Origin of the sequence: Methylobacterium sp. DB0501 (assembly GCF_011043735.1) — a bacterium.
Taxonomy (GTDB): domain Bacteria; phylum Pseudomonadota; class Alphaproteobacteria; order Rhizobiales; family Beijerinckiaceae; genus Methylobacterium; species Methylobacterium alsaeris.
On record NZ_JAAKGV010000016.1, the window covers coordinates 14,771 to 39,807 of the forward strand.

23 protein-coding genes and 1 pseudogene are annotated in these 25,037 nt (G+C 72.4%); 14 read left to right on the plus strand and 10 right to left on the minus strand.

Going from position 1 to position 25,037, the window contains the following annotated elements:
• The first annotated feature begins 35 nt into the window (after positions 1-35).
• Positions 36-359, plus strand: coding sequence for a hypothetical protein (locus tag G4G93_RS22110; RefSeq protein WP_395411606.1), 324 nt, complete (start codon positions 36-38; stop codon positions 357-359).
• 39 nt (positions 360-398) lie between these two features.
• On the opposite strand, the gene galU is transcribed toward G4G93_RS22110, so the two are convergent.
• The gene (gene galU / locus G4G93_RS22115; protein ID WP_165087212.1) at positions 399-1,265 is read right to left on the minus strand and encodes a UTP--glucose-1-phosphate uridylyltransferase GalU; all 867 of its coding nucleotides are present in this window, start codon (positions 1,263-1,265) and stop codon (positions 399-401) included.
• A 180-nt stretch (positions 1,266-1,445) separates the two neighbouring features.
• Here galU and galE point away from each other — a divergent pair, with 180 nt between their 5' ends.
• The 3 genes from galE (at position 1,446) to G4G93_RS22130 (ending at position 4,491) form a co-directional block, all read left to right on the plus strand.
• Positions 1,446-2,438 carry a UDP-glucose 4-epimerase GalE gene (gene galE / locus G4G93_RS22120; protein ID WP_165087213.1) on the plus strand — a complete coding sequence of 331 codons (993 nt, stop codon included), beginning with the start codon at positions 1,446-1,448 and terminating at the stop codon, positions 2,436-2,438.
• 2 nt (positions 2,439-2,440) lie between these two features.
• Complete coding sequence (locus tag G4G93_RS22125) at positions 2,441-3,628, plus strand: lytic murein transglycosylase (RefSeq protein ID WP_206289951.1); 1,188 nt, start codon at positions 2,441-2,443, stop codon at positions 3,626-3,628.
• A 65-nt stretch (positions 3,629-3,693) separates the two neighbouring features.
• The gene (locus G4G93_RS22130) at positions 3,694-4,491 is read left to right on the plus strand and encodes an aldolase (protein WP_165087214.1); all 798 of its coding nucleotides are present in this window, start codon (positions 3,694-3,696) and stop codon (positions 4,489-4,491) included.
• A 3-nt stretch (positions 4,492-4,494) separates the two neighbouring features.
• Here the strand turns inward: G4G93_RS22130 and G4G93_RS22135 are convergent, their stop codons facing one another.
• The 8 genes from G4G93_RS22135 to G4G93_RS22170 form a co-directional block, all read right to left on the minus strand.
• Complete coding sequence (locus G4G93_RS22135) at positions 4,495-4,950, minus strand: DUF4267 domain-containing protein (protein WP_312892199.1); 456 nt, start codon at positions 4,948-4,950, stop codon at positions 4,495-4,497.
• Positions 4,951-5,034: 84 nt separating this feature from the next.
• A complete protein-coding gene (locus G4G93_RS22140; protein ID WP_165087215.1) occupies positions 5,035-5,778 on the minus strand; it encodes an ABC transporter ATP-binding protein in 744 nt (247 codons plus the stop codon).
• Positions 5,759-7,564: an ABC transporter permease subunit gene (locus G4G93_RS22145; protein WP_165087216.1), complete on the minus strand. Its 1,806-nt coding sequence runs from the start codon at positions 7,562-7,564 to the stop codon at positions 5,759-5,761. The genes G4G93_RS22140 and G4G93_RS22145 overlap by 20 nt, the downstream gene beginning before the upstream one ends.
• On the minus strand, positions 7,561-8,421 hold the full coding sequence (locus G4G93_RS22150) for a branched-chain amino acid ABC transporter permease (RefSeq protein WP_165087217.1): 861 nt from the start codon (positions 8,419-8,421) through the stop codon (positions 7,561-7,563). The genes G4G93_RS22145 and G4G93_RS22150 overlap by 4 nt, the downstream gene beginning before the upstream one ends.
• A gap of 24 nt (positions 8,422-8,445) precedes the next feature.
• Positions 8,446-9,642, minus strand: a complete 1,197-nt coding sequence (locus tag G4G93_RS22155) for an ABC transporter substrate-binding protein (RefSeq protein ID WP_246736946.1) — start codon at positions 9,640-9,642, stop codon at positions 8,446-8,448.
• 39 nt (positions 9,643-9,681) lie between these two features.
• Entirely contained in the window at positions 9,682-10,770 is a 1,089-nt protein-coding gene (locus G4G93_RS22160) for a mandelate racemase/muconate lactonizing enzyme family protein (protein WP_165087219.1), read from the minus strand.
• A 14-nt stretch (positions 10,771-10,784) separates the two neighbouring features.
• The gene (locus G4G93_RS22165) at positions 10,785-11,897 is read right to left on the minus strand and encodes a mandelate racemase/muconate lactonizing enzyme family protein (protein ID WP_165087220.1); all 1,113 of its coding nucleotides are present in this window, start codon (positions 11,895-11,897) and stop codon (positions 10,785-10,787) included.
• Positions 11,898-11,956: 59 nt separating this feature from the next.
• Positions 11,957-12,745, minus strand: a complete 789-nt coding sequence (locus tag G4G93_RS22170; protein ID WP_165087222.1) for an IclR family transcriptional regulator — start codon at positions 12,743-12,745, stop codon at positions 11,957-11,959.
• A 360-nt stretch (positions 12,746-13,105) separates the two neighbouring features.
• On the opposite strand from G4G93_RS22170, the gene G4G93_RS22175 reads away from it, so the two are divergent.
• Genes G4G93_RS22175 through G4G93_RS22185 form a run of 3 tightly spaced genes read left to right on the plus strand, consistent with a single transcriptional unit; the run spans position 13,106 to position 16,711 of the window.
• The gene (locus G4G93_RS22175; RefSeq protein ID WP_165087224.1) at positions 13,106-14,236 is read left to right on the plus strand and encodes a thiolase family protein; all 1,131 of its coding nucleotides are present in this window, start codon (positions 13,106-13,108) and stop codon (positions 14,234-14,236) included.
• A complete protein-coding gene (locus G4G93_RS22180; RefSeq protein WP_165087225.1) occupies positions 14,233-14,607 on the plus strand; it encodes a Zn-ribbon domain-containing OB-fold protein in 375 nt (124 codons plus the stop codon). Before G4G93_RS22175 ends, G4G93_RS22180 begins: the two co-directional genes overlap by 4 nt.
• 10 nt (positions 14,608-14,617) lie before the next feature.
• Entirely contained in the window at positions 14,618-16,711 is a 2,094-nt protein-coding gene (locus G4G93_RS22185) for an acetate--CoA ligase family protein (RefSeq protein ID WP_165087227.1), read from the plus strand.
• A gap of 185 nt (positions 16,712-16,896) precedes the next feature.
• Here G4G93_RS22185 and G4G93_RS22190 read toward each other — a convergent pair whose 3' ends face one another.
• Positions 16,897-17,562 carry a GntR family transcriptional regulator gene (locus G4G93_RS22190; protein WP_165087229.1) on the minus strand — a complete coding sequence of 222 codons (666 nt, stop codon included), beginning with the start codon at positions 17,560-17,562 and terminating at the stop codon, positions 16,897-16,899.
• Positions 17,563-18,094: 532 nt separating this feature from the next.
• Here G4G93_RS22190 and G4G93_RS36775 point away from each other — a divergent pair.
• The 7 genes and pseudogenes from G4G93_RS36775 to G4G93_RS22220 all read left to right on the plus strand — a co-directional run.
• A pseudogene (locus G4G93_RS36775) lies at positions 18,095-18,283 on the plus strand (ABC transporter substrate-binding protein); the annotation flags it as partial.
• A 68-nt stretch (positions 18,284-18,351) separates the two neighbouring features.
• Positions 18,352-19,392 carry an ABC transporter substrate-binding protein gene (locus G4G93_RS22195; RefSeq protein WP_409513826.1) on the plus strand — a complete coding sequence of 347 codons (1,041 nt, stop codon included), beginning with the start codon at positions 18,352-18,354 and terminating at the stop codon, positions 19,390-19,392.
• Positions 19,393-19,592: 200 nt separating this feature from the next.
• Entirely contained in the window at positions 19,593-20,606 is a 1,014-nt protein-coding gene (locus tag G4G93_RS22200; protein ID WP_165087231.1) for an ABC transporter permease, read from the plus strand.
• Positions 20,603-21,499, plus strand: a complete 897-nt coding sequence (locus G4G93_RS22205) for an ABC transporter permease (RefSeq protein ID WP_165087233.1) — start codon at positions 20,603-20,605, stop codon at positions 21,497-21,499. The genes G4G93_RS22200 and G4G93_RS22205 overlap by 4 nt, the downstream gene beginning before the upstream one ends.
• Positions 21,496-23,160: an ABC transporter ATP-binding protein gene (locus tag G4G93_RS22210; RefSeq protein ID WP_165087234.1), complete on the plus strand. Its 1,665-nt coding sequence runs from the start codon at positions 21,496-21,498 to the stop codon at positions 23,158-23,160. Before G4G93_RS22205 ends, G4G93_RS22210 begins: the two co-directional genes overlap by 4 nt.
• A gap of 218 nt (positions 23,161-23,378) precedes the next feature.
• The gene (locus tag G4G93_RS22215; protein WP_165087237.1) at positions 23,379-23,606 is read left to right on the plus strand and encodes a DUF4089 domain-containing protein; all 228 of its coding nucleotides are present in this window, start codon (positions 23,379-23,381) and stop codon (positions 23,604-23,606) included.
• On the plus strand, positions 23,603-24,988 hold the full coding sequence (locus G4G93_RS22220) for an AtzE family amidohydrolase (RefSeq protein ID WP_165087238.1): 1,386 nt from the start codon (positions 23,603-23,605) through the stop codon (positions 24,986-24,988). The genes G4G93_RS22215 and G4G93_RS22220 overlap by 4 nt, the downstream gene beginning before the upstream one ends.
• Positions 24,989-25,037: the final 49 nt, after the last annotated feature.

Sequence of the window (25,037 nt, forward strand, 5' to 3'; positions counted from 1 at the left end):
CGTTGGCGGGCCTCAGAACCTCGGAGCGCACCGCCGTGTCCGCCCATCGTCGAAACCCCGGGTCGCCGGCTCTCCTCGCCGCCCTCGCCCTGGCGGCGACCTCCGCCGCCGCCCTCGCGCAAGGGCGCCCCTCGACCCTCGCCATGACCTGCGGCCAGGCGCGGAGCTTCCTGGCCGCGCAGGGCGCCGCGGTGCTCGGCACCGGCGGCTACACCTACGACCGCTACGTGCGCGACCGCAGCTTCTGCGAGCCGACGCAGGTCACCAGGAACGCCGTCGTGCCGACCCGCGACACGCCGGAATGCCTCGTCGGCTATCGCTGCATCGAGCCCGGGCGCAACTGGTTCGACGACGATTAGGCGGGCCCGGAAGCCCGACGGGCGTCCGGGCCGGGCGCCTCAGCCCTTCTTCAGCAGCGCCTCGATCTCCCGGGTGAGCGCGTCGCGCAGTTCCGGGCGCTCCAGGCCGTAGGCGAGGTTGGCGACCAGGAAGCCGAGCTTCGAGCCGGTGTCGTAGGTCTTGCCGCGATAGTGCATGCCGTAGAACTTCTGCGTCTCGGCCAGGCGCTTCATGCCGTCGGTGAGCTGGATCTCGCCGCCCGCGCCGCGCTCCCCGCGCTCCAGGATCGAGAAGATCTCCGGCTGCAGGATGTAGCGGCCCGAGATGATGTAGTTCGAGGGGGCCGTGCCCTTCGGCGGCTTCTCCACCATGCCGGTGATCTCGAAGGTCTCGCCGAATTCCTGGCCGACGCTGACGATGCCGTACTGGTGGGTCTGGTCGGGGGCGACCTCCTCGACGGCGATGATGTTGCCGCCGTGCTTCTCGTAGGCGTCGAGCATCTGCACCATGCTGCCGCGGCTGAGCATGTCGGGCAGGATCACCGCGAAGGGCTCGTCGCCGACGATCTCGCGGGCGCACCACACCGCGTGGCCGAGGCCGAGCGGCTCCTGCTGGCGGGTGAAGCTGGTCTGGCCGGCGGCCGGCAGGTCCTTCTTCAGGGCCTCGAAGGCCTCGGCCTTGCCGCGCTCCTGCAGGGTGCGCTCGAGTTCGTAGGAGATGTCGAAATGGTCCTCGATCACCGCCTTGCCGCGGCCGGTGACGAAGATGAAGTGCTCGATCCCGGCCTCCCGGGCCTCGTCGACGACGTGCTGGACCACCGGACGGTCGACGACCGTCAGCATCTCCTTGGGCACCGCCTTGGTCGCCGGCAGGAAACGGGTGCCGAGGCCCGCGACCGGGAGGACGGCTTTGCGAATGCGTTTCATCGTGCGTGATCCAGTAAACACGTCAGGAGCTGCCGGACCGCCCGGCGGGAACGGGCGCTTCCGGGCTCTCACGCCCGACCAGCCGATCCCCTCCCCGCTGCCTTGGCACCCGACAGCTTAATTGACGCTGAAGCATTGCGGGTTATGGATCAACCCGCATCACGGCTGGGAGCGAACGGAATGGCGGTACTTGTCACGGGCGGCGCGGGCTACATCGGCAGCCACATGGTGCTGGCCCTGATCGACGCCGGCCATGAGGAGGTCGTGGTGCTCGACGATCTCTCGACCGGGTTCGACTGGGTGGTGCCGCCGGAAGTCACGCTGGTGCGCGGTGACGTCGCCGACCAGTCCCTCGTCGCCGAGACGATCCGCCGGCACAAGATCGACGCCCTGGCGCACTTCGCCGCCAAGATCGTGGTGCCCGATTCGGTCTCGGATCCCCTCGGCTACTACCTCGGCAACACGGTGAAGTCGCGGGCGCTGATCGAGGCGGCGATCGGTGCCGGCGTGCGCCACGTGATCTTCTCCTCGACCGCGGCGGTCTACGGCGAGCCGGCTGTGGTGCCGGTGCCCGAGGACCTGACCCCGAACCCGATCAACCCCTACGGCCGCTCGAAGCTGATGACCGAGTGGATGCTGGAGGACGCCGCCCGCGCCCACGGCATCAGCTACGTCGTCCTGCGCTACTTCAACGTGGCCGGCGCCGACCCGCGCGGGCGCTCGGGCCAGTCGAGCCCGAACGCCACCCACCTGATCAAGGTCGCCACGCAGGCCGCCCTGGGCAAGCGCGGCCAGCTCGAGGTGTTCGGCACCGACTACCCGACGCCGGACGGCTCGTGCCTGCGCGACTACATCCAGGTCTCCGACCTCGCGGCCGCCCACCTCGTGGCGCTCAACCACCTGCGCGGCGGAGGCGAGAGCCTGACGCTCAATTGCGGCTACGGCCGCGGCTACTCGGTGCTGGAGGTGATCGACGTGGTGAAGTCGGTCTCCGGCGTCGATTTCCCGGTCAAGCTGTCGCCGCGCCGGCCCGGCGACCCGTCGCGGATCGTCGCCGGGGCGGACCGGATCCGGACCGAGCTGGGCTGGGCGCCGCAGCACGACGACCTGCGCGAGATCGTCACCCAGGCGCTCGCCTGGGAAGAGGCGCTCGGCCGGCGCAACCGGGTCTGACGATGCGCGCGTTTCGCGTGGCGGCCCTGCGGGCCGCTCTCGCGCTCGCCGTCGTGCCGGTTCTCGCCGCCCCGGTCGGGGCAGGCGATTTCCGGGTCTTCGTCGAGGAGCTGTGGCCGGTCGCGCAAGGACGCGGGGTTTCCCGCGCGACCTTCGACGCGGCGTTCCGGGGCGTGACCCCGGACCCGGCGGTGCTGGCGCGCCTGCGCCGCCAGGGCGAGTTCGGCCGGCCGGTCTGGGAGTACCTGACCGGGGCGGTCTCGACTGGCCGCATCGCCCGCGGGCGCGCGGAAGCCGCGCGGCGCGCCGACATCCTGGCGCGGATCGAGGCGGCTTACGGCGTGCCCGGCCCGGTGCTGCTCGCCTTCTGGGGCATCGAATCGGATTTCGGCGCCAGCGCCGGCACGATGCCGGTGATCCGCGCGCTCGCCACCCTGGCCGAGGCGCGCCATCGCGGCGAACTCTTTCGCGACGAATTGCTGGCGGCGCTCGAGATCCTGGAGCACCACGACGTCGCGCCCGAGCGCATGCGCGGCTCCTGGGCCGGCGCGATGGGTCAGACGCAGTTCCTGCCCTCGGCCTACCTGCGGGCGGCGGTCGATTTCGACGGCGACGGCCGGCGCGACATCTGGGATTCGGCGCCGGACGCGCTCGCCTCGATCGCGAGCTTCCTCGCCCAGGCCGGCTGGCGGCGCGAGCTGCCCTGGGGCGTCGCCGTCACCCTGCCGGCGGGGTTCGACCTCGCGCGCTACCGCGGCCCGTTCGCCGATTTCGCCCGGCGCGGGGTGCGGGCGATCGACGGCGCGGCCCTGCCGGAGACCGGCGAGGCGAGCCTGTTCCTGCCCGGCGGCGCCGGGGGGCCGGCCTTCCTGATCACGGCGAATTTCGAGGCGATCCGGGCCTACAACACCTCGGATTCCTACGCGCTGGCCGTGGGCCACTTCTCCGACCGGATCGCCGGCGGGCCGGCGCTCGCCGCCCCCTGGCCGACCGGCCCGCGCCTCGACCAGGCCGGGCTCGCCGCGCTCCAGCGCGGGCTCTCGGCAGGAGCGTTCTACGACGGCCCGTTCGACGGGCGCGCCGGCCCGAAATTGCGCGAGGCGGTGCGGCGCTACCAGATCGCCGCCGGGTTGCCGGCCGACGGCTACGCCACGCCCGCCCTGCTGGAACACCTGCGCGGGGCGCGCTGACGGGTGGACAGGAGGGGCCGTCCGCGGCCAGGATCGGCCGGCCTCGCGAGGAGAGACGAAGAACCATGGCTCACGCACTGGGCGCGCCGACGAGCGAGCGAATCCCGAGCGGCCTCAACCAGCCCGACCTCGCCGGCCCCGAGGTGCGCCAGGCCAAGGAGGAGCTCGCCGCCTGCTTCCGCATGGCGGCGCGGCTCGGGCTGGAAGAGGGCATCTGCAACCACTTCTCGGCGATGGTGCCGGGCTACGACGACCTCTTCCTCGTCAACCCCTACGGCTACGCCTTCGCCGAACTCACGGCCTCGAAGCTGCTGGTCTGCGACCTCCACGGCAACGTCGTCTCGGGCGAGGGCCAGCCGGAGGCCACCGCCTTCTACATCCATGCTCGCCTGCACGCCCGCATCCCGCGGGCGCGGGTGGCGTTCCACACCCACATGCCCTACGCCACCGCCCTGTCGATGACCGAGGGCGATCCCCTGATCTTCGCCGGGCAGACGTCGCTGAAGTTCTACGGCCGCACCGCCTTCGACCGGAACTACAATGGCCTCGCCCTCGACGCGCGCGAAGGCGACCGCATCGCCGACAGCGTCGGCGAGGCCGACATCGTGTTCATGAAGAACCACGGCGTCATGGTGCTGGGGCCGACCATCGCCGAGGCCTGGGACGACCTCTACTACCTGGAGCGCGCGGCCGAGGTGCAGGTGCTCGCCCTCTCGACCGGCCGTCCGGTCCTGCCGGTCGATCCCGCCATCGCCGAGGCCGCCTACCGCCAGATGCGCGAGGGCGATCCGGAATCCGCCCGCCTCCACCTCGCGGCGATCCGCCGGCGGCTCGACCGGGAGGAGCCGGACTACGCTGAGTGAGCGCTACGGCGGCCCCGGCAGCCGGGCCAGCCACAGGGCCACGAGCGCCAGCACGAAGGCGCTCGCGAGATGCAGCGCCACCTGCCACCACGCCGCGCTGCCGGCGACCAGCGCCAGGTCGCAGGCCGGAACGGCGAGGCTCGCCGCGAGGACGATCGCGACGGCGCGACGGGTCGAGAACACCGCAAGTCCGGCGAGGGTGAGCGCAAGACCGGCGTCGCGGGCGCCGATGGCGCGCAGGGCAATCCGGCCGGCCCCCTCCGGCTCGGGAATGCCGTAGATCAGGGCACCGGCCCCGGGTGCGGCCAGGAACAGGGCGCCGAGGACGAGGAACACCAGTGCCAGGGCGAGCACCGCCCAGACGCTCAGGTCCGCGGGGGTCAGGCGTGCGCCGCCGGGGTCGGGATCGGGCCGGTCCATCGCACCGGCATGCCCGATCCGGCGGGCGGGCGCCTTCACCTGGAGCACGTCCGGACGCTACCCGGTGAGACGCGCGGGCACAGGATCCCGCGCCCTCGTCCCCGGATCCGAACGACCGAAGCATCACGCGTGCACCACCCCCGCATTCCCGAAATACGCCCGCTCCAGCCGCTCCGGCAGATCGGGTGCGCCGGCCGCGGCCTCCAGCACGATCCGCCCCTGCGCCAGGGCGTAGACCCGGTCCGACACCGCCCGCGCCTTCTCGACCAGCTGCTCGACCAGCAGCACCGCCGTGCCCTGCCGGCGCAGGCGTGCCACCACCTCCAGCACCCGGTCGACCAGAACCGGCGAGAGGCCGGCGGAGGGCTCGTCGAGCATCAGGAGGCGCGGGCGCTGCACCAGCCCTTGCGCCACCGCCAGCATCTGCTGCTGGCCGCCGGAGAGCGAGGCGCCCTTGTCGTGGCTCTTCGCGGCGATCTCGGGGAAGTGCGAGAGGGCCTCGTCGATCCGCGCCGCGCGCTCGGCCCGGGGCAGGTCGTAGGCCGCGAGCAGCAGGTTCTCCCGCACCGTCTGCGCGGTGAAGACGCGGTGGCCCTCGATCACGTGCGACAGCCCGGCCCGCACGGCCGAGCGGGGGCCGGCCCCCGAGAGCACGGTCTGCCCGAGCCGGACGGTGCCGGCCTGGACCGGCAGGAGGCCGGAGAGCGCGCGCAGGAGCGTCGACTTGCCGGCGCCGTTGGGGCCGAGCAGCGTCACCACCTCGCCGGCCCTCACCGTGAGGTCGACGCCGTGCAGCACCCGGATCTTGCCGTAGCCGGCCTCCAGCCCCTCGACCCGCAGGAGCGCTTCACCCGCCGAGATAGGCACTGACCACCTCCCTGTGGCTGCGGATCTCCGAGGGCTTGCCGGCGGCGAGCACCCGGCCGAGATTGAGCACCGTGACCTCGTCGCAGATCGCGAAGATCAGGTCGGCATGGTGCTCGACGAGGAGCACGCCGATCCCCGCATCCGCCACCGCCCGGATCAGCCCGCCGAGGCGCTGGATCTCGGCGGCCGAGAGGCCGGCCGCCGGCTCGTCGAGGAGCAGGAAGGCCGGGCGCAGCATCAAGGCGCGGGCGATCTCGAGGAAGCGCAATTCGCTGTGCTGGAGCCGCCCGGCCCGGACCTCGTCGAGCCCGTCGAGCCCGACCGCCCGGAGCGCGAGGCGGGCCGAGTCGCGCAAGGCCCGCTCGTCCTCGCGGTGGCGCGGGAGCGACAGGAGCGATTCCGCCAGGGTGGCGCGCCCCGCGACGCTGCCGCCGAGCATCACGTTCTCGATCACGGTCGCCTCGGCCACGATCCGCGGGGTCTGGAAGGTGCGGGCGATGCGCAGACGCGCGCGGGCCTCCCGCGCCTCGGCGAGAAGCGAGCGGGCGCCCAAGGTCACCCGCCCCTCCTGCGGCCGGTAATAGCCCGAGATGACGTTCAGCGTCGTGGTCTTGCCCGACCCGTTGGGGCCGATCAGCCCGTGGACGCTCCCCGGGCGCAAGGCCAGGTCGAGCCCGTCGATCGCCTTCACGGCGCCGAAGCTCAGGCGCACGCCTGCGAGCGTGATCGGCGCCGAGCGCGTCGCGCTCGCGGCGAGGTCCTGGAGCGCGGTCTGGCGCGGGGCGATGCTGCGCTCGGCCGGCAGCGGGCGGTTCTTGCCCCGGTCGAGGAGGTCGGCGATGCCGCCCGGCAGCACCAGCACGATGACGAGGAGCAGGAAGGCGTAGAGGAAGGTCGACCACGCCGCCAGCGGAGCCGCCACCTCCGGCAGGATGGTGAGGACGATCGTGCCGATCAGCGGCCCCAGCACCGAGCCGCGCCCGCCGATCAGCACGGCGATGAAGAACAGGAGCGAGAGGTCGAAGGTGAAGGCGTCCGGCGTGATGTAGGTCTGGAGCGAGGCGAAGAGGCCGCCGGCGATGGCGGCGACGCAGCCGGCGAACAGGAACACCGCGACGAGGAGCCTCGGCTTGGCGATGCCGACCGCCTCCGCCGCCACTTCCGCGTCGCGGACCGCCACCAGCGCCCGGCCCCAGCGGCTCGCCGCAACGTTCAGCGTCATCCAGGTGCACAAGGCGGCGCCCGCGAGGCACAGGCCGTAGAAGCCGAGGCGCGAGTCGAAGGGGGCGGGCATCTCCGGCCCGGCGATGCCGATGCCGCCGCCGGTCACGTCCTGCCAGGCGAGCGCGATCTGCGTGACGATGGTGGCAAAGCCCAACGTCGTCATGGCGAAGTAGAAGGTGCGCAGGCGCAGGGCCGGCAGCCCGACCACCACCCCGACGAGAGCCCCGACGATGCCGGCGCAGGCCAAAGCCGCGAAGGCCGGAAACGCCGGCAGGATCGTGCCGGCGGCGAGCACGCTGGTGGTGTAGGCGCCCACCAGCAGCAGAGCCACGTAGCCGATGGCGAGCTGCCCGGCGAAGCCGACCACGAGGTCGAGGCCCGAGACCAGGATCCAGTAGATCGCCGCCCGCGTGGCGATCAGCGTCCAGTAATCGTTGCCCGCGAGCGGCACCGCGAGCGCGAGGCCGAGGATCAGCAGGAAGGGCGCGGCACCGGCGAGCCGCGTGCCGATGCCTGTCCGGGCGGGGCCGTCGGAGGCGGCAAGCGCGGAAGGAATGCTCATACGCGCCTCGCCTGGGCCGAACCGAGCAGCCCTTGCGGGGCCGCGAGCAGCACGACGATGAACAGGGTGAAGACCGCCACCGAGGCGAAGATGCCGCCGACGACGAAGTTCGCCGCCTGCTGGAACAGCCCGAGGACGAGGCCGCCGACCAGCGCGCCGCGGTTGTTGCCCAGGCCCCCGAGCGCCACCGGGATGAAGCCGTAGAAGTTGAGGTGCGGCCCGTTGGCGAAGAAGGCCAGCAGCAACTCGCCGCCGGCATAGCCGGCGAGCGCCCCGATGCCGCCGGCGAGCGCGTAGCTCATCACCCGCAGGCGCCGCTCGGGGAGGCCGAGGGCGCGGGCGGCGAAGTTGTCCTCCGCCACCGCCAGGAAGGCGTGACCGATGAGGGTGCGCCGGTAGAGGAGTTCGAGCCCGACGACGACGACGAGGCAGGCCGCCACCGGCAGCCAGAACTTCTCGTCGAGGACGGTCTCGCCGAAGCCCCCGAGGAGGCGCGGGAAGGGCTGCGGCTCGGTGCTCCAGCCGATCGCCGTGACCTGCTGGATCATCAGGGCGAGCGCCAGGGTCGAGAGCACGTAGAGGTGCTGGTCGAGGCTCTTCAGGACCGGACGCACCGCCACGAACTCGGTGACGACGCCGACCAGCGCCCCGCAGGCGATCGTCAGCAGCAGCCCGAGCGGCCACGGCAGGCCGAGGCGAAGCGTGAACAGCGAGCCGAGCACGCCGCCGAGCATCCCGAGCTGGCCTGCGGTGAAGCTCATCACGCGCGAGGTCGAGAACATCGTGTTGTAGGTGATGCCGATCAGCGCGTAGATCGCGCCGACGGCGAGGCCCGAGGCCAGGATCGAGGCGAGCATGGCGGCGCTCCCCGGATCGTCGCCTCAAGAATAGCCGGGGGCGAGCCGGAAGCTGCCGTCGCGGCCGGAATTGGCCGCCGACATCACCACCTCCTCGGTCGGGTAGCCGTTGTGCTCCTTCGGTGTGTAGGTGTAGTCGCCGAAGATGCCTGGATACTTGGTCAGTCCGTTCCAGTGCTTGACGATCGCGTCGGGCGCGCTCGATCCCGTCTCCTCCACCGCCTTGGCGATCAGGGTCACGGCGTCGTAGCCGGCCGCCACCCACCACAGCAGGGTGTCGGAGAGCGCGACCTTGCCCTTGAGCCGCGCCACGAAATCCTCGCTGCGGGGCGTGAGCTTGCCGGCCTCGTCGTAGGAGCAGCTGCGGTAGCCGACCGCGTAGACCTTCTCCCAGTTCGCCGGCTTCTCCAGGAGCCCGCCGATCTCGCCCGAGGCCATCGAGGGGTGGCCGACGAAGGGCACGTCCCAGCCCATCCGGGCGCGGGTGTTGAACAGGCGGGCATCCATGCCGGTCGACACGCTCCAGACCACGATCACCTCGGCACCGGCATTGCGGGCGCGCAGCAGATCGGGGGTCATGTCGGGCTGGGTCGAATCGATGTTGCCGAGATAGACCACCTCGGCGCCGTCCTGCTTGAACGCCGCGGCGGACGCCTTGGCGGCGGTGACGCCGTAGCCGGTCGTGTCGCCGATCACCGCGACACGCTTCACCTTCAAGACCTTGAGGCAGTAATTGCGCACCGCGTCGTCCCACTGGGTGTTGGACGGGGCAATGCGGAAGGCGTTGGGATACTTCGCCGGATCGATCAGGGTGTCGATCACGCAGGGGTGGATGTTCGGCATCCTGGCCCGCGCCATGATCGGCGTCGTCGCCAGGGCCTCGCCGGAATTGGTCGGACCCCAGATGGCGTGGACCTTGGCCTGGCTGATCATCTCCTGCACGGCGTTGACCGCCTTGGTCGGATCGCCCTGCGAATCGCGGGTGACGAGGTCGATCTTGCGGCCCTTGGCCCCGCCGGCGCCGTTGATCGCCTCGACGGCGAAGACCACGCCGCGGTTGAACCCGACCGTCGGGGCCGAGCTCGGGCCGGTCATCGCCGCGAGCCAGCCGATGCGCAGGGGCTCGCCCTGCGCCAGCGCCGGCCGGGGAAAGCCGAGGGCCGCCGCCCCCGCGAGGCCGGCAGCATTCATCACGAGCGCACGACGGTTCGTCGTCACCATGGCGTCCTCCTCCCGTTGTCGCTTCGGCCGGCGCGTTCTTTAGGCGCCTTGCCGCTCCAGGTGCCGGATCCGGTCCTCGTCGAAGGTGAACCCGAAGCCTGGCCGCTCCGGCACGATGGCGGATCCGTCGGCGAAGTCCAGTCTCTCGCAATACAGGTCGGAGAACCACGGCATGTATTCGAGTGAATGCGCGTTCGCCAGCGCGCCGAGGACGCTCAGGCTCTGCTCCGGGAACAGGTGGCTCGAGACCGGCAGGTCGTGCGCCTCGGCGAGATGGCCGACCCGCATGAACTCGGTGACGCCGCCGACCCGCTGCAGGTCCGGCATCAGGATGTCGGCCGAGCGCAGCTCGATCATCCGGCGGAAGCCGTAGCGGGTGTAGTCGGTCTCGCCGCTGGCGATCGGCGTGTCGAGGGCGGCGGCGACGCGGGCGAGGCCCTCGACGTCCCAGGCCGGCAGCGGCTCCTCGAACCAGGTGAGATCGAATTCCTCCAGCCGCCGCCCGAGGCGGATGGCGTCGTTCTCGGTCAGCCCCTGGTTGGCGTCGGCCATCAGGCGGACCTTCGGGCCGATCGCCGCGCGGACCGCCCGCACCCGGTCGACGTTCCAGTCGGGGTCGCCGGCCGAGAGGCGCATCTTCATCATCCGGAAGCCCGCCGCCTTGAAGCGCGCGGCTTCCGCGACCAGCTCGTCGGTCGAGCGGTCGAGCCACAGCCCGCCGGAATGGTAGGCCGGGACGTGGGCACTCGCCCCGCCGAGCATCCGGTAGAGCGGCAGCCCGGCGCGCTTGCCCGCGAGGTCCCACAGCGCGCCGTCGAGGGCCGAGATGCCCATGACCGGCATCCCCTTGTGGCCCATGAAGTTCACGTCGCGCCAGGCCCGCGACCAGAAGCCGGCGATGTGGCCGGCATCCTGGCCGATCACCAGGTCGGCCATCTCGTCGATCAGGCTGCGCAGCACCTTGGTGCGGCGGTCGTTCAACGTGAACACGATGTTTTCGCCCGTCAGCCCCTCGGCACGGACCGTGACCAGGATGCAGCCGAACGCATGCAATTGCCCGAGCGCCGAGCCGATCGGCCGCTCGGGGCGCAAGAGGATGGGGCGCGTCTCGACGCGGTCGACCTTCATGGCGTCTCCTCCCTTTATGCCGTGCGGACGATGTCGCCGACCCGGTAGCGGTCGAGCACGCTCAGGTCCGGGTCGCAGCCGAGGCCGGGGCCGGGGGGCAGCCGCACGTGGCCGTTCTCGGCCCGGACCCAAGGATCGAACGGGTTCGCCTCCATGTCGAGCCACAGCACCTCGACCAGCGGGTCTTCGACGCGCGCCGCGATGACGTGCAGGGAGGCGATGAAGCCGGGGCCGAAATAGGGGCTGTGGGGGGCGGGCCTGATCCCGTGCGCCTCGCAGAGCGTGATCACCCGCAGCATCTCGCCGATGCCGCCGACCTTGGTCACGCTCGGCTGCGCGACGTCGATCGCCCCGGCCTCGATCAGCGCCTTGAAGCCGAACAGCCCGGCGGTGTTCTCGCCGGCGGCGATCGGGATCCCGCGGGCCCGGACCTGCGCGAGACCATGCACGTCCTCCGGCGGCCAGACCGGCTCCTCGAACCAGAGGAGGCCGTGGGGCGCGAAGGCATCCGCCATCTTCAGCGCCGCCGGCACGCTCCAGGCGCAGTTGACGTCGACCATCAGGGCGGCACCAAACGCCCGCGTCACCTCGGCCGCCGCCGCGACCGCCTCTTCGGTGACCTCGTGCAGCTTGATGTGGCGGTAGCCGGCGGCACAGGCCGCCTCGACGTTGCGGCGCACCAGCGCCGGCTCGTGGTAGGCCAGCAGCGAGGCATAGGCCGGCAGCCGCTCGCGCAGGTCGCCGCCCAGGAGGCGCGCCACCGGCTGCCCCGCCCGCTTGCCGGCAAGGTCCCACAGGGCCGTCTCCAGCCCCGAGAAGGCGAAGACGAACGGGCCGTTGCGGCCGAGCAGATGCGTGGCGTGGAGCACGCTGCGCGTCAGCGCCGCGATGTCGCCCGACGAGCGCCCGAGGACGAGGGGCGCGACGATCCCGTCGAGGGCGGCCCGCGTCGCCGCAATGCCGGCATGCCCGAAGGCCTCGCCCCAGCCGACCAGCCCCTCGTCGGTCTCGACCCGCACCAGCAGGATGTCGAGATGGGTCCAGGCCTTGCCGGCGAAGCGGGCCGGCGGACCGCCCATGTCGAAGGGGAGCGAGACGATCTGGGACTGGATGTCGACGATCTTCAATCGTTCCTCCGAAGGTGATGTTCTCTGTGATCGACACGACCGAACTGCCGCCCTTCGCGTCATCCCGGGATCCGCTCCCGCTCCATCAGGTCGGCCTCGCGCCGGAGCGCCTCCGCGAGTTCCGCCTCCCGCGCCCGGATGCGGGTGGTGAGCGCCGCGAGGCTCAGGGCCGCGACGGTGCGGCCGGTCTCGTCGCGCACCGGCACGCCGATCGCCCCCATCGTGTCCACCACCTGGTCGAGGAGCACGACGTGGCCCCGCGCCCGTGCCTCGGCGATGCCGGCGCGGATCTCCGCCCGGCCGAGGCGCGGATAGGGCCCGAGACGCTGGACCACGATGCCGAGGACCGCCTCGATCTCGCGGTCGGGCAGCCAGGCGAGCAACGCCATGGCGCCGGCCCCGACCCCGAGGGGCCGGCGGCTGCCGATATCGAGGTAGTTGGCGCGGATCGGGTAGGCGCCGATCTCCCGCTCGACGCAGACGGCCTCGACGCCGCTGCGCACCGAGAGCAGCACCGTGTCGCCGGAGAGTTCGGCGAGCCGCATCAGGCTCGGCCGCGCCAGCGCCCTCAGGTCGTCGGGCCGGCCGGCGCTGGCGGCGAGCGCCATCAGTTCCGGCCCGGGCCGCCACCGCCGCCCATCGCCCGCGCGGGCGGCGAAGCCCTCCTGGGCCAGGGTGTCGAGGATGCGCAGGGCCGTCACCTTGTTGAGCCCGGTCTCGGCCGCGAGGTCGGTCAGGCGCCGCGGCGCCGGGGCGGCGAGCGCCCGCATCACGGCGCAGACCTTCTGCACGGCGTTCGGTTCGGCGCCGGCCGTCGCAGGCGGGGCGTCGTCGGCCAGGGGGCTCATGCGGTTCCCGGCACCGCACGCGAATCCAGGCCCGGCCGAGGGTGCATGGCGCCTCTCACGCGTTCCCGAGCCCGCCGCCCTTGATGGGCCGGTTCCGTGTTGCGGAACCAATCCGGTCGGTCTCGGCTCTCCCCACCCGGCGACGATCGCGATCATCGGCCGGCACGGGATAGTGTTGACAGGCTATTCGGCGGAAGGCAACCATCTTCCGACAAGAGGTCGCCGGCATGACGCCGTGACGGCCCGGCCCGGAGGACGCCCGATGCCAAGTTCCGCCAAACGGAATATTGTGCGGACCGATTGTCCATCGGCGCCTGACCGCGCGGTGCGATCCGGCCCATCGCCCGGAACATCCACCCGGTGAGCCGGATCACCGGCATCGGGCTCACCCCGTTCGGGCGCCTGCCCGGCCTCTCCACCCTCGACCTGATGAGCCGCGCCGCCACGGACGCGCTCACCGACGCCGGGCTGGAGCGGCGCGAGATCGACGGGCTGATCACCGGCTACTCCACCACCCACCCGCACCTGATGCTCTCGACGGTGTTCGCCGAGCATTTCGGCCTGCGGCCGGCTTACGCCCACGCGGTGCAGCTCGGCGGCGCCACGGGCTTCGCCCTGGTGATGCTGGCGCATTGGCTGGTCGAAGCGGGCGCGGCGCGGCGGATCCTGGTCGTGGCGGGGGAGAACCGGCTGTCGGGCCAGTCCCGCGACGCGGCGATCCAGACGCTGGCCCAGGTCGGCCACCCGACCTACGAGGTGCCGCTCGGCCCGACGATCCCCGCCTATTACGGCCTCGTCGCCGCGCGCTACGCGCATGAATACGGCATCGACGATCATGCCGAACTGGCGGTGCTGATGCGGGCGAACGCCGCCCGCACGCCCGGCGCCCACCTGACCGAGCCGATCACCGCCGCGATGGTGCGCGATTCGAAGCCCATCGCCGCGCCGTTGCGCCTGCTCGATTGCTGCCCGGTCTCGGATGGCGGCGCCGCCTTCGTGATCGAGCGGGCGGATTCCGCCCGGCCCGGCCCGAGCATTCGCGGCGCAGGCCAGGCCCACACCCACCAGCACGTCAGCGCCGCCGCCTCGCTGACCGCCTTCGGCGCCGGCGACAGTGCCGGCCGGGCGCTCGCCCAGGCGGGGATCGGGCTGCCGGACATCCGTTACGCCGCGATCTACGACAGCTTCACCATCACCCTGGCGATCCTGCTCGAGGAGATCGGCCTCGCGCCCCGGGGCGGCGCCGGGCGGCTCGCCCGCGAGGGGCGTTTCTCCCCGGGCGGCGCGATGCCGCTCAACACCCATGGCGGCCTCCTGAGCTACGGCCATTGCGGCGTCGGCGGCGCCATGGCCCACCTCGCCGAGGCCGTGCGGCAGATGCGGGGGCAGGCCGGCCCGCGCCAGGTCGCGCCCCCGTCCCTGGCGCTGCTCCACGGCGACGGCGGCGTGCTCTCCTCCCATGTCAGCCTCGTCCTGGAGAACGGCCGATGAGCCCGGACGGCGATCCCCCGGACTGGACCAAGGGCGGCGAGGGGCTGGTGCTCGCGCGCTGCCGGGCCTGCGGAGGCGTGCAGTATTTCCGCCGCCCGTTCTGCCCGGCCTGCGGCGGCGAGGATCCGGCGGTGGAGACGGCCTCCGGCCGCGGCACGGTCTACGCCGTGACCGTGGTGGCGCGCGCGCCCTCCCCGGACCTGCAGGCCCACGCCCCCTACGGCATCGCGCTGGTCGATGCCGAAGAAGGCTTCCGCTTCATGGCGCATTGCCCGCCCGAGGGCGTCGCGATCGGCGATTGCGTCCGCACGACGTTCCGCGCCTTCGGGGCCGGCCTCGTCCCCTTCGTCACCCAGGACGTCCGATCATGAAGGGTCATCCATGAGTTCCAGCCTCCAGGCCGCCCTCGACCCGCGGGCGATCGCGGTGATCGGCGCGTCCGAGAATCCCGACAAGATCGGCGGCCGGCCGCTCCTCTACCTGTCGCGCTTCGGCTTTCGCGGCGAGGTCTGGCCGGTCAACCCGAAGCGCGACGAGGTCCAGGGCCTTCGCACGGTGCCGCGCCTCTCTTCCCTGTCGCGGGCGCCGGACCTCGCGATCATCGCGGTGCCGGGCGAGGCGGCGGTGGCGGCCCTCGACGAATGCGCCGAGATCGGCGTCAAGGTCGCGATCATGATGGCCTCGGGCTTCGGCGAGACCGCCGACCCCGCGGCCCAGGCGGCCGAGCGGGCGATGGTGGCCCGCGCCCGGGCGCGGGGCCTCAGGATGATCGGCCCGAACTCGCAAGGCCTGGCCAATTTCGGCACCGGCGCGGTGGCGAGCTTCTCCAGCATGTTCCTGGAGGCGCCGCCGCAGGACGGCCCCGTCGGCATCGTCAGCCAGAGCGGGGCGATGAGCGTCGTGCCCTACGGCCTCCTCCGGAGCCGCGGCATCGGCGTGCGCCACACCCACGCCACCGGCAACGACGCCGACGTGACGGTGTGCGAGCTTGCCGCCGCGGTGGCGGCCGATCCGGCCTTGCGGCTCCTGCTCCTCTACCTCGAGAGCATCCCCGACCCGCACCACCTGGCGGAGGCCGCCGCCATCGCCCGCGACCGCGGGCTGCCGATCGTCGCGCTCAAGTCCGGCCGCACCGCCGCCGGGCAGGCGGCGGCGCAGTCCCATACCGGGGCGCTCGCCAACGAGGACCGGCTGGTCGACGCCTTCCTGGAGCGGCATGGGATCTGGCGCGCGCGCGACACCACCGACCTCGTCGCGGCGGCCGAGCTGTACCTGAAGGGCTGGCGGCCGGAGGGGCGCCGCCTGGTGGCGATCAGCAATTCGGGCGCGACCTGCGTGATGGCGGCGGATGCCGCCTCGGCCCGCGGGCTCGAGATCGCCCCTCTGAACGACGACACGCAAGGCCGCCTGCGGGCGATCCTCCCGAGCTTCGCCGCGACCCGCAACCCGGTCGACATCACGGCGGCGCTGATGACCAACTCCGCCCTGTTCAGCCAGATCCTGCCGGTGATCGCCGAGGACCCGTCCGCCGACGCCTTCCTGGTCGGGGTCCCGGTGGCGGGCCGGGCCTACGCGGTCGACGATTTCGGCCGCGACACCGCCGCCTTCGCCGCGGCGACCGGCAAGCCGGTGGTGATCGTCGCGCCCCAGGAGATCGTCGCCGCGCCGTTCCGCTCCCGCGGCCTGCCGGTCTTCCCCGGCGAGGACGAGGCGGTGCGGGCGCTCCACCAGTTCATCGCCCACCACGAGCGGATGGCGGCCGCCGCGGGCCGCCCGCCCCACCCGGCCCCTCCCCCGCCCTCCGATGCGCCGCCGCGCCTCCTCGACGAGGCCGAGAGCTTGGGCCGCCTCGCCCGCGCCGGGGTGCCGGTGGTGCGCCACCGGCTCTGCCGCACCGCCGAGGAGGCGGTGACGGCGGCAGCCGGGATCGGCGGCCCGGTCGCGGTCAAGGGCTGCTCGGCGGAGGTCGCGCACAAGAGCGAGCTCGGCCTGGTGCATCTCGGGGTGAGCGGAGCGGAGGCGGTCGGCGCCGCCTTCGAGGCCTGCCGGGCCGGGCTGGCAGGGGCCGGCCACGCGTCGTCCGGCGTCATCGTCGCCGCGATGGCGCGGGGGCGGCGGGAGCTGATGCTCGGCGCGCATCGCGACCCGTTCTTCGGCCCGGTCGTCGTGGTGGGGGACGGCGGCAAGTACGTCGAGGCGATGCCGGACGTCGCCTTGCTGGTGCCGCCGTTCTCGGAGGCCGAGGCGGCCCGGGCGCTCGGACGGTTGCGCATCGCCCCGCTGATCGCCGGCCTGCGCGGCGAGCCGCCGCTCGCGATCGGGCCCTACCTCGCCGCCGCGGTGGCGGTGGGGCGGCTGATGGTCGAGGAGCCCGGCCTCGCCAGCCTCGACGTCAACCCGATCCTGGTCGGCACGGAGCCGGGGGAGTGCCTGGCGCTCGATGCCGTGGTGTTCCAGGCGGGAGACGCAGCCTGAGGGGGCGGACCGGCGAGCCTCGGTGTCCGCTCGATCGGATCCGGCGGAGCCGACACCCTCGATGTCAGGCCGGGGCCGCGAACGCGGAGCCCGGACTGACATCGCGGGCGTCGAGACGATCGGGCAAGTCAAACAGGCTCTGAAGGAACGGCGGTGCGGCCCGGTACGCTCCCGCAGGATCCCGGTCACCGCCCGCCGGCCTCCCGCACCAGCATCCCCTCCACCGAACTCTCCACCAGGGTGACGTGCCGCAGCATCGCGGCATGCGCCTCCTCGGCCCGTCCGCCCAGGATCGCGGCGACGACCGCCCCGTGCTCGGCATGGGAGCGGGCGAGCCGGCCCGCCAAGCGGAACTGCGCCTCGCGGTAGGGCTGCAGCCGGCGGCGCAAACCGAGCGCGAAATCGGCCAGGACCGCGTTGTGGGCGCCGGCATAGACTGCGCCGTGGAACGCCGTGTTGGCCCGCGCATAGGCCGCGGGGTCGTCGGAGGCGGCGAGGTCGGCCATGGCGTCGTGGAGGGCGTCGAGGCGGCGGCGCTCCAGCGGGCTCATCGACTGGGCGGCGAGCCGGGCGCAGGTCGCCTCGATCTCCGCCATGGCGACGAACAACTCGGCGAGCTGCTCGGGCGTCACCTGCGCCACCACCGCGCCCCGGCGCGGCCGCATCTCGACGAGGCCCGACGTGCCGAGCTGGCGCAGGGCCTCGCGCACCGGCGTGCGCGACACGCCGTACCGGTCGGCCAGGGCCTGCTCGTCGAGGCGGTGGCCCGGCGCCAGCGCCCCGGTGACGATCGCCTCGGCGATCTCCGCCGCCAGCCGCTCGGTCCGCGTCCGTCCTGCCGCCTCGTCCATCTCAGCCCCGATCGCCCACGGCCCGCACCCTGCCGCATCGTCAGACTGCGAGCATGCCTGAAATTAGGGCTCTCGCGCCCAAACAACATGCGTGCAAGATCGCCGAAATGCATGCACTCTTTCTGAGTTGCATGCAATTTCCGGTGCCGGTCCGAACCTTGCCTCATGGCGGCGTGACGCCCGCCGGTGCGGGCATTCACCCCCTCTCGCCGACGAAGGCCCGTGCCGCATGATCACCCGCCGCACCGCGCTGACCGCCGGGCTCGCCGCGCCGTTCGTGGCGCGCTCGCGGGCCCAGGCCCAGAACCCGACCCGCAACGAGACCCTGCTCCTGGTGCAGGAATACGGGCCGAACTCCCTGGACATGCAGGGCATCGGCGCCTCGCAGCCGGTGAACGGGGTGGCGCTCAACTGCTACGACCGGCTCCTGCGCTTCAAGCCGGTGCCGATCCCGGGCGGCGGCGGGAATGCCGTGAAGATGGGGGAGATGGAGGGCGAACTCGCCGAGAGCTGGCAGGTCGCCTCCGACGGGATGAGCTGCACATTCAAGCTCCGGGACGCCAGGTTCCATTCCGGCCGGCCGGTCACGGCCAAGGACGTGAAGTGGTCGCTGGACCGGGCGGTCTCGATCGGGGGCTTCGCCACCACGCAGATGAATGCCGGCTCGCTGGAGAAGCCCGAGCAGTTCGTCGCCCTGGACGATAAAACCTTCCGCGTCGACTTCGTCCGCAAGGACAAGATGACGATGTCGAACCTCGCCGTCACGATTCCCTTCGTGTTGACTCCGAGCTGGCCCAGCGCAACGGCGGCGGCGATCCGTGGGCCAAGGAATGGCTCAAGAACAACGTCGCCGGCTCGGGCGCCTACCGGGTCGAGAGCTGGAAGCCCGGCGTCGAGACGATCTACGCCCGCAACGATGCCTGGACCTCCGGCAAGCTGCCGCAGCTGCGCCGGGTCATCGCCCGCGACATCGCCTCGCCCTCGACCCGCCGGGCGCTCATCGAGAAGGGCGACGCCGACATCTCGTACGGGCTGCCGCCGAAGGACTTCAAGGATCTGATCGACGCCGGCAAGATCAAGGTCGTCGGCGTGCCGATCCCGAACGGGGTCTGGTCGGTCTACCTCAACACCGCGGTCGGGCCGTTCACCGATGTCCGCCTGCGCCAGGCGGTCGCCTGGGTGCTGCCCTACGAGAAGATCCTGCAGGCCTCGCTGTTCGGCCGCGGCCTCGACATGTCGGGCGGGCCGGAGACGCCGCGGGTGGCCTGGCCGCAACGCTTCCCGTACCGGACCGATCCCGCGAAGGCCAAGGCCCTGGTGCAGGCGGCGGCGCCCGGCGGCCTCTCGACCACGCTGCTGTTCGATGCCGGCAACGCCACCGTCGCCGAGCCGATGGCGGTGCTGATCAAGGAGGCGCTCGCCGGGATCGGCATCACGGTCGAGATCGGGAAAATTCCGGGCGCGAATTTTCGCGGTGAGATTGCCAAGAAGACGAACCCGATGGTGCTCAACCGCTTCGCCGGCTGGCTCGACTACCCCGATTATTACCTGTTCTGGACCCTGCACGGGGCGAACTCGATCTTCAACATCGCCTCGTACCAGAATCCGGCGCTCGACAAGCTGATCGATACCGCCCGCTTCACCGACGACCAGGCGGTCTACGACAGGAGCGTGATCGACTTCGTCTCGCTCGCCGAGCGCGAGGTGCCGATGGTGCCGATCGCCCAGCCGACCCACGACGTGGCGATGCAGCGCACGATCAACGGCTACCAGTTCCAGCCCTGCCGCGAGCCGGACTTTCGCTACCTGACCAAGGGGACGGCGTCGTGAGGGGCGGGACGCTGGAGTGCTGAACTCTCTCCTCTTTCCCTGAACTATCCGGGAAAAGACAAGGCACGGGTTTTCTCCTCTCCCCGCGGGCGGGGAGAGGAGAAAACCCGCGCTTCATTCCTTCCCCGGACCATCGTTCACGGGGGACGCCGGACCGGCCGGTCAAAGACCCGCGACCCCGCACCCAGGAGGGCCACACCATGCTGCGCACGCTCCTCGACCGCCTCGCCACCACCCTGCCGGCGCTTGCCGGGGTGGTCGTGGTGTCGTTCCTGCTCACCCGGGTCCTGCCCGGCGACACTGCGGCCTATTTCGCCGGCCCGGCCGCGACGCCCCAGGCCATCGCCCAGATCCGCACCGAACTGGGCCTCGACCGGCCGCTGCCCGAGCAGTTCGCCCGCTACGTCGCCGACCTCGCCCGGGGCGATCTCGGCCGCTCGCTCACCACCGGCCAGCCGGTGACGGCGGATCTCGGGAGCCGGCTGCCGGCTTCCGCCGAGCTGACCCTGGTCGGACTCGCCCTCGCGCTCCTCGTCGCGGTGCCGCTCGGGGTGGCGGCGGCGCTGCGGCAGGGCTCGCTCGTCGACCACGCCTGCCGGATCGTCGCCACGGCCGGGGTGTCGCTGCCGGTGTTCTTCACCGGGCTGCTCCTCGTCTACGTGTTCTACTTCGTGCTCGGCTGGGCCCCCGCACCGCTCGGGCGCCTCGACGCCTTCGCCTCGCCGCCGCCGACGCGGACCGGCTTCCTCCTTCTCGACAGCCTCGCGGCCGGCGACCTCGAGACCTTCCGGGCGGCGCTCGCCCAGATCGCGCTGCCGGGCCTGACGCTGGCGGTCTTCGCGCTCGCCCCCATCGCCCGCATCACCCGCGCCGCGATGCTGGCGGTGCTGGCCGCCGATTTCGTCCGCACCGCCCGGGCCGCCGGCCTGTCGCGCCGCCGGGTCGTGGTCACGTATGCGCTGCGCAACGCGATGCTGCCGGTGGTGACGACGCTCGGCATGGTCTTCTCCTTCCTGCTCGGCGCCAACGTGCTGGTCGAGAAGGTGTTTGCCTGGCCGGGGGTCGGCTCCTACGCGGTCGAGGCCCTGATCGCCTCCGACTTCGCCCCGGTCCAGGGCTTCGTCCTGGCGATGGCGCTGCTCTACACGGTGCTGAACCTCCTGATCGACCTCGCCTACGGGCTGATCGACCCGCGCGTGGGGCACGCCGCATGAGCGCCACCGGCTCCCCCGCCCTCGTCCCCACCCGTCCCCGCACCGGGATCTCGGCGACGCTGGCGCATGCCGGCACCGTCGTCGCCGGCAACCCGGTCACGGGCTTCGCCTTCGCGCTGCTCCTCGGGCTCATGGCCTGTGCGGTGCTCGGCCCGTCGCTGGTGCCCTACGACCCGCTCGCCTCCGACACGGCGATCGCGCTCCAGGCCCCGACGCTGGCGCACCCCTTCGGCACCGACCAGCTCGGGCGCGACATCCTCTCGCGGGTGGTGGTGGCGGCCCGGCTCGATCTCGCCATCGCGGTCTTCTCGGTGGCGCTGGTCTTCGTCGCCGGGGGGCTCGCCGGGATCATGGCCGGGTTCTTCGGCGGCTGGACCGACCGGATCGTCGGGCGGCTCGCCGACACCATCATGGCCTTCCCGCTCTTCGTCCTGGCGATGGGGATCGTGGCGGCGCTCGGCAACACGGTCGGCAACATCGTGCTGGCCACCGCCATCATCAACTTCCCGCTCTATGCCCGGCTGGCCCGGGCCGAGGCCGCGCAGAGGCGCAACGCCGGCTTCGTCATGGCGGCGCGGCTGACCGGCAATACCGACCTGCGCATCGTGCTCACCTGCATCCTGCCGAACATCCTGCCGCTCATGATGGTGCAGATGTCGCTGACGATGGGCTACGCCATCCTCAACGCGGCGGGCCTGTCCTTCATCGGGCTCGGCGTGCGCCCGCCCACCCCGGAATGGGGGATCATGGTGGCGGAAGGCGCGGGCTTCATCGTCTCGGGCGAGTGGTGGATCGCGCTCTTCCCGGGCCTCGCCCTGATGCTCGCGGTGTTCTGCTTCAACCTCATCGGCGACGGCCTGCGCGACATCGTCGACCCCCAGAGGCGCACGTGACCGCGATCCCGCTCCTCGCTATCCGCGACCTCACGGTCGAGTTCGCCACCCGCCGCGGCACGGTGCAGGCGGTGCGCCGGGTCGACGTCTCGGTCGCCAAGGGTGAGACCGTCGGCATCGTCGGCGAGTCGGGCTCGGGCAAGTCGGTCACCTCCTACGCGGTGATGCGGATCCTCGACCGGGCCGGGCGCATCGCCGGCGGCGCGGTCGACTTCTCAGGGATCGACCTGCGCGCCGCGACCGAGCGCCAGATGCGCGACCTGCGCGGGCGGGAGATCTCGATGATCTTCCAGAATCCCCGCGCGGCGCTGAACCCGATCCGCAAGGTCGGCCACCAGATCGAGGACGTGCTGCGCCAGCACGCCGAGGCCGGCTCCGGCGACGCCAAGGCCAAGGCCATCGCGGCGCTCGAACAGGTGAAGATCGCGCGGGCGACCGAGCGCTACCACGCCTACCCGTTCGAACTCTCGGGCGGCATGTGCCAGCGGGTGGTGATCGCGCTCGCGCTCGCGTGCCGGCCGCAGCTCCTCATCGCCGACGAGCCGACCACCGGCCTCGACGTGACGACCCAGAAGGCGGTGATGGACCTCGTCACCGGGCTCACCCGCGAGCGCGGCATGGCGACCGTGCTCATCACCCACGACCTCGGGCTGGCCGCGACCTATTGCGACCGGATCGTGGTGATGGAGCAGGGCCGGGTCGTCGAGACGGCACCCGCCACGACGATCTTCCGGGCGCCCGCCCACGCCTATACCCGCAAGCTGATGCAGGCGACGCCGCGCCCGGGCGTGACCTTGCGCGACCTGCTGCCCGAGGGGGCGCCGGCCGCCCCCCTGGAGCGAGCCAAGGCGGCGGGAACCCCGCTCCTCGCGGTTTCGGGGCTGGTGAAGGCGTACCCGAAGAAGGCCGGCCTGCTCACGCGCAAGGCGGCGGAGGCGCCGTTCCGGGCGGTCGATTCCTTGAGCTTCACGGTCGCTCGCGGCGAGAGCGTCGGCCTCGTCGGCGAATCGGGCTGCGGCAAGTCCACCACCTCGACGATGGTGATGCGGCTCCTCGACCCGACCGAGGGCTCGATCGTGTTCGCCGGCGAGGAGATCGGCCGGGTGCCGGCCGCGCGCTTCGCCCGGCACCGCTTGCGGCCGAAGATCCAGATGGTGTTTCAGGATCCGACCGAATCCCTCAACCCGCGCTGGACCGCGGCGCGTGCCATCGCCGACCCGCTGCTGCGCTTCCGCACCGTGACCGGCTCGGATGCGGTCCGCGCGCGCTGCGAGGAGCTGGCCCGCCTCGTCGGCCTGCCGGTCGATCTCCTCGACCGGTTCCCGCACCAGCTCTCCGGCGGCCAGAAGGCGCGCGTCGGCATCGCGCGGGCCATCGCGCCCGCCCCCGACCTCGTGATCCTCGACGAGCCGACGGCGGCCCTCGACGTCTCGGTGCAGGCTCTGGTGCTCAACCTCCTCGCCGACCTCAAGCAGGCGCTCGGCATGAGCTACCTGTTCGTCAGTCACGACCTGCAGGTGGTGCGCCTGCTCTGCGACCGGGTGATCGTCATGCGGGCCGGCCGGATCGTCGAGGAGGGCCCGACCGCCGCGGTCTTAAGCGCGCCGCAGGCCGAGTATACCCGCGCGCTGCTGGCCGCGATTCCGAGGCCGCCGGTGTGAGGAGCACGCGCATCCCGCCCTCACCCCGGTCGTCGGTCTCGACACGATCGACATCCTCCGGGTCATTCCGAGGCCGCGCGCGGCATGACCCGGAGGATGTCAAGATCGCAGGGAGAATTCGGCTTGGTTCTCACATCGAAGACGATATCGCCACCGAGACGAACCAAGGCCCTGCAACGCCTTCCGCCGCCGCATCGACTCATCCCCGAGGTTCGACCATGACGACACCTCCCCTCGCTCCTGCCCTCCCCCCTGCCCTCCCCCTCGACGACGCCTCCGCCGGCGCGATCGTCGACGCGATGATGCCGCTGGTCGGCATCCCGATGGCGCCCGAGTGGCGCGAGACGGTGATCGCCAGCGTCAAGGCGACGGCCGCCGCCGCCCGCCTCGTGCTCGATTTCCCCCTCGACGACACCGTCGAGCCGGCGCCGGTGTTCCGGGCATGAGCAACCAGAGCACGGCCGCCGGGATCGCCGCCGCCGTGGCGGCGGGCCGGCTCACCGCCGCGGAGGCGATCGAGGCCGCCCTGGCGCGGATCGCCGCGATCGATCCCGGCGTGAACGCCTTCACCGACGTGACGGCGGAGCGCGCCCGCGCCCGCGCCGCGACGATCGACGCCGACCGCGCCGCCGGCCGGGCGCCCGGCCCGCTCGCCGGCGTGCCCTTCGCGGTCAAGAACCTGTTCGACGTGGAAGGCATTCCGACCCGCGCCGGCTCCAAGATCAACCGCGACCGCGAACCGGCCGCCCGCGACGGCGCCCTCGTGCGGCGGCTGGAAGCGGCCGGCGCCATCCTCGTCGGCGCCCTCAACATGGGCGAATACGCCTACGACTTCACCGGCGAGAACGCCCATGACGGCCCCTCGCGCAACCCGCACGACCGGGATCGGATGACCGGCGGCTCGTCGGGCGGCTCGGGGGCGGCGGTCGCGGCGGGGCTCGTTCCCCTCGCCCTCGGCTCGGACACCAACGGTTCGATCCGGGTGCCGTCGGCGTTCTGCGGCACATTCGGGCTCAAGCCCACCTTCGGCCGGCTGTCGCGGGCGGGGTCGTTCCCGTTCGTCGCGAGCTTCGATCATCTCGGGCCGCTCGCCCGGTCGGTCGCCGACTTGAGCCTCGCCTACGACGCGATGCAGGGCGCGGATCCCGACGATCCCTGGCAGGCGCCGCGGCCCGTCGAACCGGTGACGGCGGCGCTCGCGCAGGGCGCGACGGGCCTTCGCATCGCGGTGGCCGGCGGCTACTTCGCCCGGGGCGGTGAGCCGGATTGCTTCGCAGCCGTTCAGCGCGCCGCCGAGGCCCTGGGCGCGACCCGGGCCATCGAGATCCCGGAGGCGGCCCGCGCCCGCGCCGCGGCCTTCGTCATCACCGCCTCCGAGGCGGCGGGCCTCCATCTCGACCGGCTGCGCGCGCGCCCCGGCGACTACGACCCGGCGGTGCGCGACCGGCTGATCGCCGGCACGACCATTCCGGCGGCGTGGGTCCACCGCGCCCAGCGCTTCCGCAGCTGGTACCGGACGCGGGTGCTGGCCCTGTTCGAGGAGGTCGACGTGGTCCTCGCCCCCTGCACCCCCTGCCGGGCGCTGCGGATCGGCCAGGCGACGATGGAGATCGACGGCGTCACCGTGCCGGCGCGGCCGAATATCGGGGTCTTCACCCAGCCGATCTCGTTCGTCGGCCTGCCGGTCGTGGCGGTGCCGGTGCGGGTCGGGGACGGCCTGCCCCTCGCCGTCCAGGTCATCGCGGCGCCGTGGCGGGAGGACCTGGCCCTGCGGGTCGCCGGGACGCTCGAGGCGGCGGGCGTGGGGGCGGCGCCGGTGGCGGAGTGAGGCCTGGTCCGGAGCGATCGCGGCCCATCCAATCGCATTTCCTCGATCC

Coding starts and splice junctions, on each gene's coding strand:
- galU (WP_165087212.1), bottom strand. CDS start 1,265: ATGAAACGCATTCGCAAAGCCGTCCTCCCGGTCGCGGGCCTCGGCACC.
- galE (WP_165087213.1), top strand. CDS start 1,446: ATGGCGGTACTTGTCACGGGCGGCGCGGGCTACATCGGCAGCCACATG.
- G4G93_RS22125 (WP_206289951.1), top strand. CDS start 2,441: ATGCGCGCGTTTCGCGTGGCGGCCCTGCGGGCCGCTCTCGCGCTCGCC.
- G4G93_RS22130 (WP_165087214.1), top strand. CDS start 3,694: ATGGCTCACGCACTGGGCGCGCCGACGAGCGAGCGAATCCCGAGCGGC.
- G4G93_RS22145 (WP_165087216.1), bottom strand. CDS start 7,564: ATGAGCATTCCTTCCGCGCTTGCCGCCTCCGACGGCCCCGCCCGGACA.
- G4G93_RS22150 (WP_165087217.1), bottom strand. CDS start 8,421: ATGCTCGCCTCGATCCTGGCCTCGGGCCTCGCCGTCGGCGCGATCTAC.
- G4G93_RS22155 (WP_246736946.1), bottom strand. CDS start 9,642: ATGGTGACGACGAACCGTCGTGCGCTCGTGATGAATGCTGCCGGCCTC.
- G4G93_RS22160 (WP_165087219.1), bottom strand. CDS start 10,770: ATGAAGGTCGACCGCGTCGAGACGCGCCCCATCCTCTTGCGCCCCGAG.
- G4G93_RS22170 (WP_165087222.1), bottom strand. CDS start 12,745: ATGAGCCCCCTGGCCGACGACGCCCCGCCTGCGACGGCCGGCGCCGAA.
- G4G93_RS22180 (WP_165087225.1), top strand. CDS start 14,233: ATGAGCCCGGACGGCGATCCCCCGGACTGGACCAAGGGCGGCGAGGGG.
- G4G93_RS22185 (WP_165087227.1), top strand. CDS start 14,618: ATGAGTTCCAGCCTCCAGGCCGCCCTCGACCCGCGGGCGATCGCGGTG.
- G4G93_RS22190 (WP_165087229.1), bottom strand. CDS start 17,562: ATGGACGAGGCGGCAGGACGGACGCGGACCGAGCGGCTGGCGGCGGAG.
- G4G93_RS22200 (WP_165087231.1), top strand. CDS start 19,593: ATGCTGCGCACGCTCCTCGACCGCCTCGCCACCACCCTGCCGGCGCTT.
- G4G93_RS22205 (WP_165087233.1), top strand. CDS start 20,603: ATGAGCGCCACCGGCTCCCCCGCCCTCGTCCCCACCCGTCCCCGCACC.
- G4G93_RS22215 (WP_165087237.1), top strand. CDS start 23,379: ATGACGACACCTCCCCTCGCTCCTGCCCTCCCCCCTGCCCTCCCCCTC.
- G4G93_RS22220 (WP_165087238.1), top strand. CDS start 23,603: ATGAGCAACCAGAGCACGGCCGCCGGGATCGCCGCCGCCGTGGCGGCG.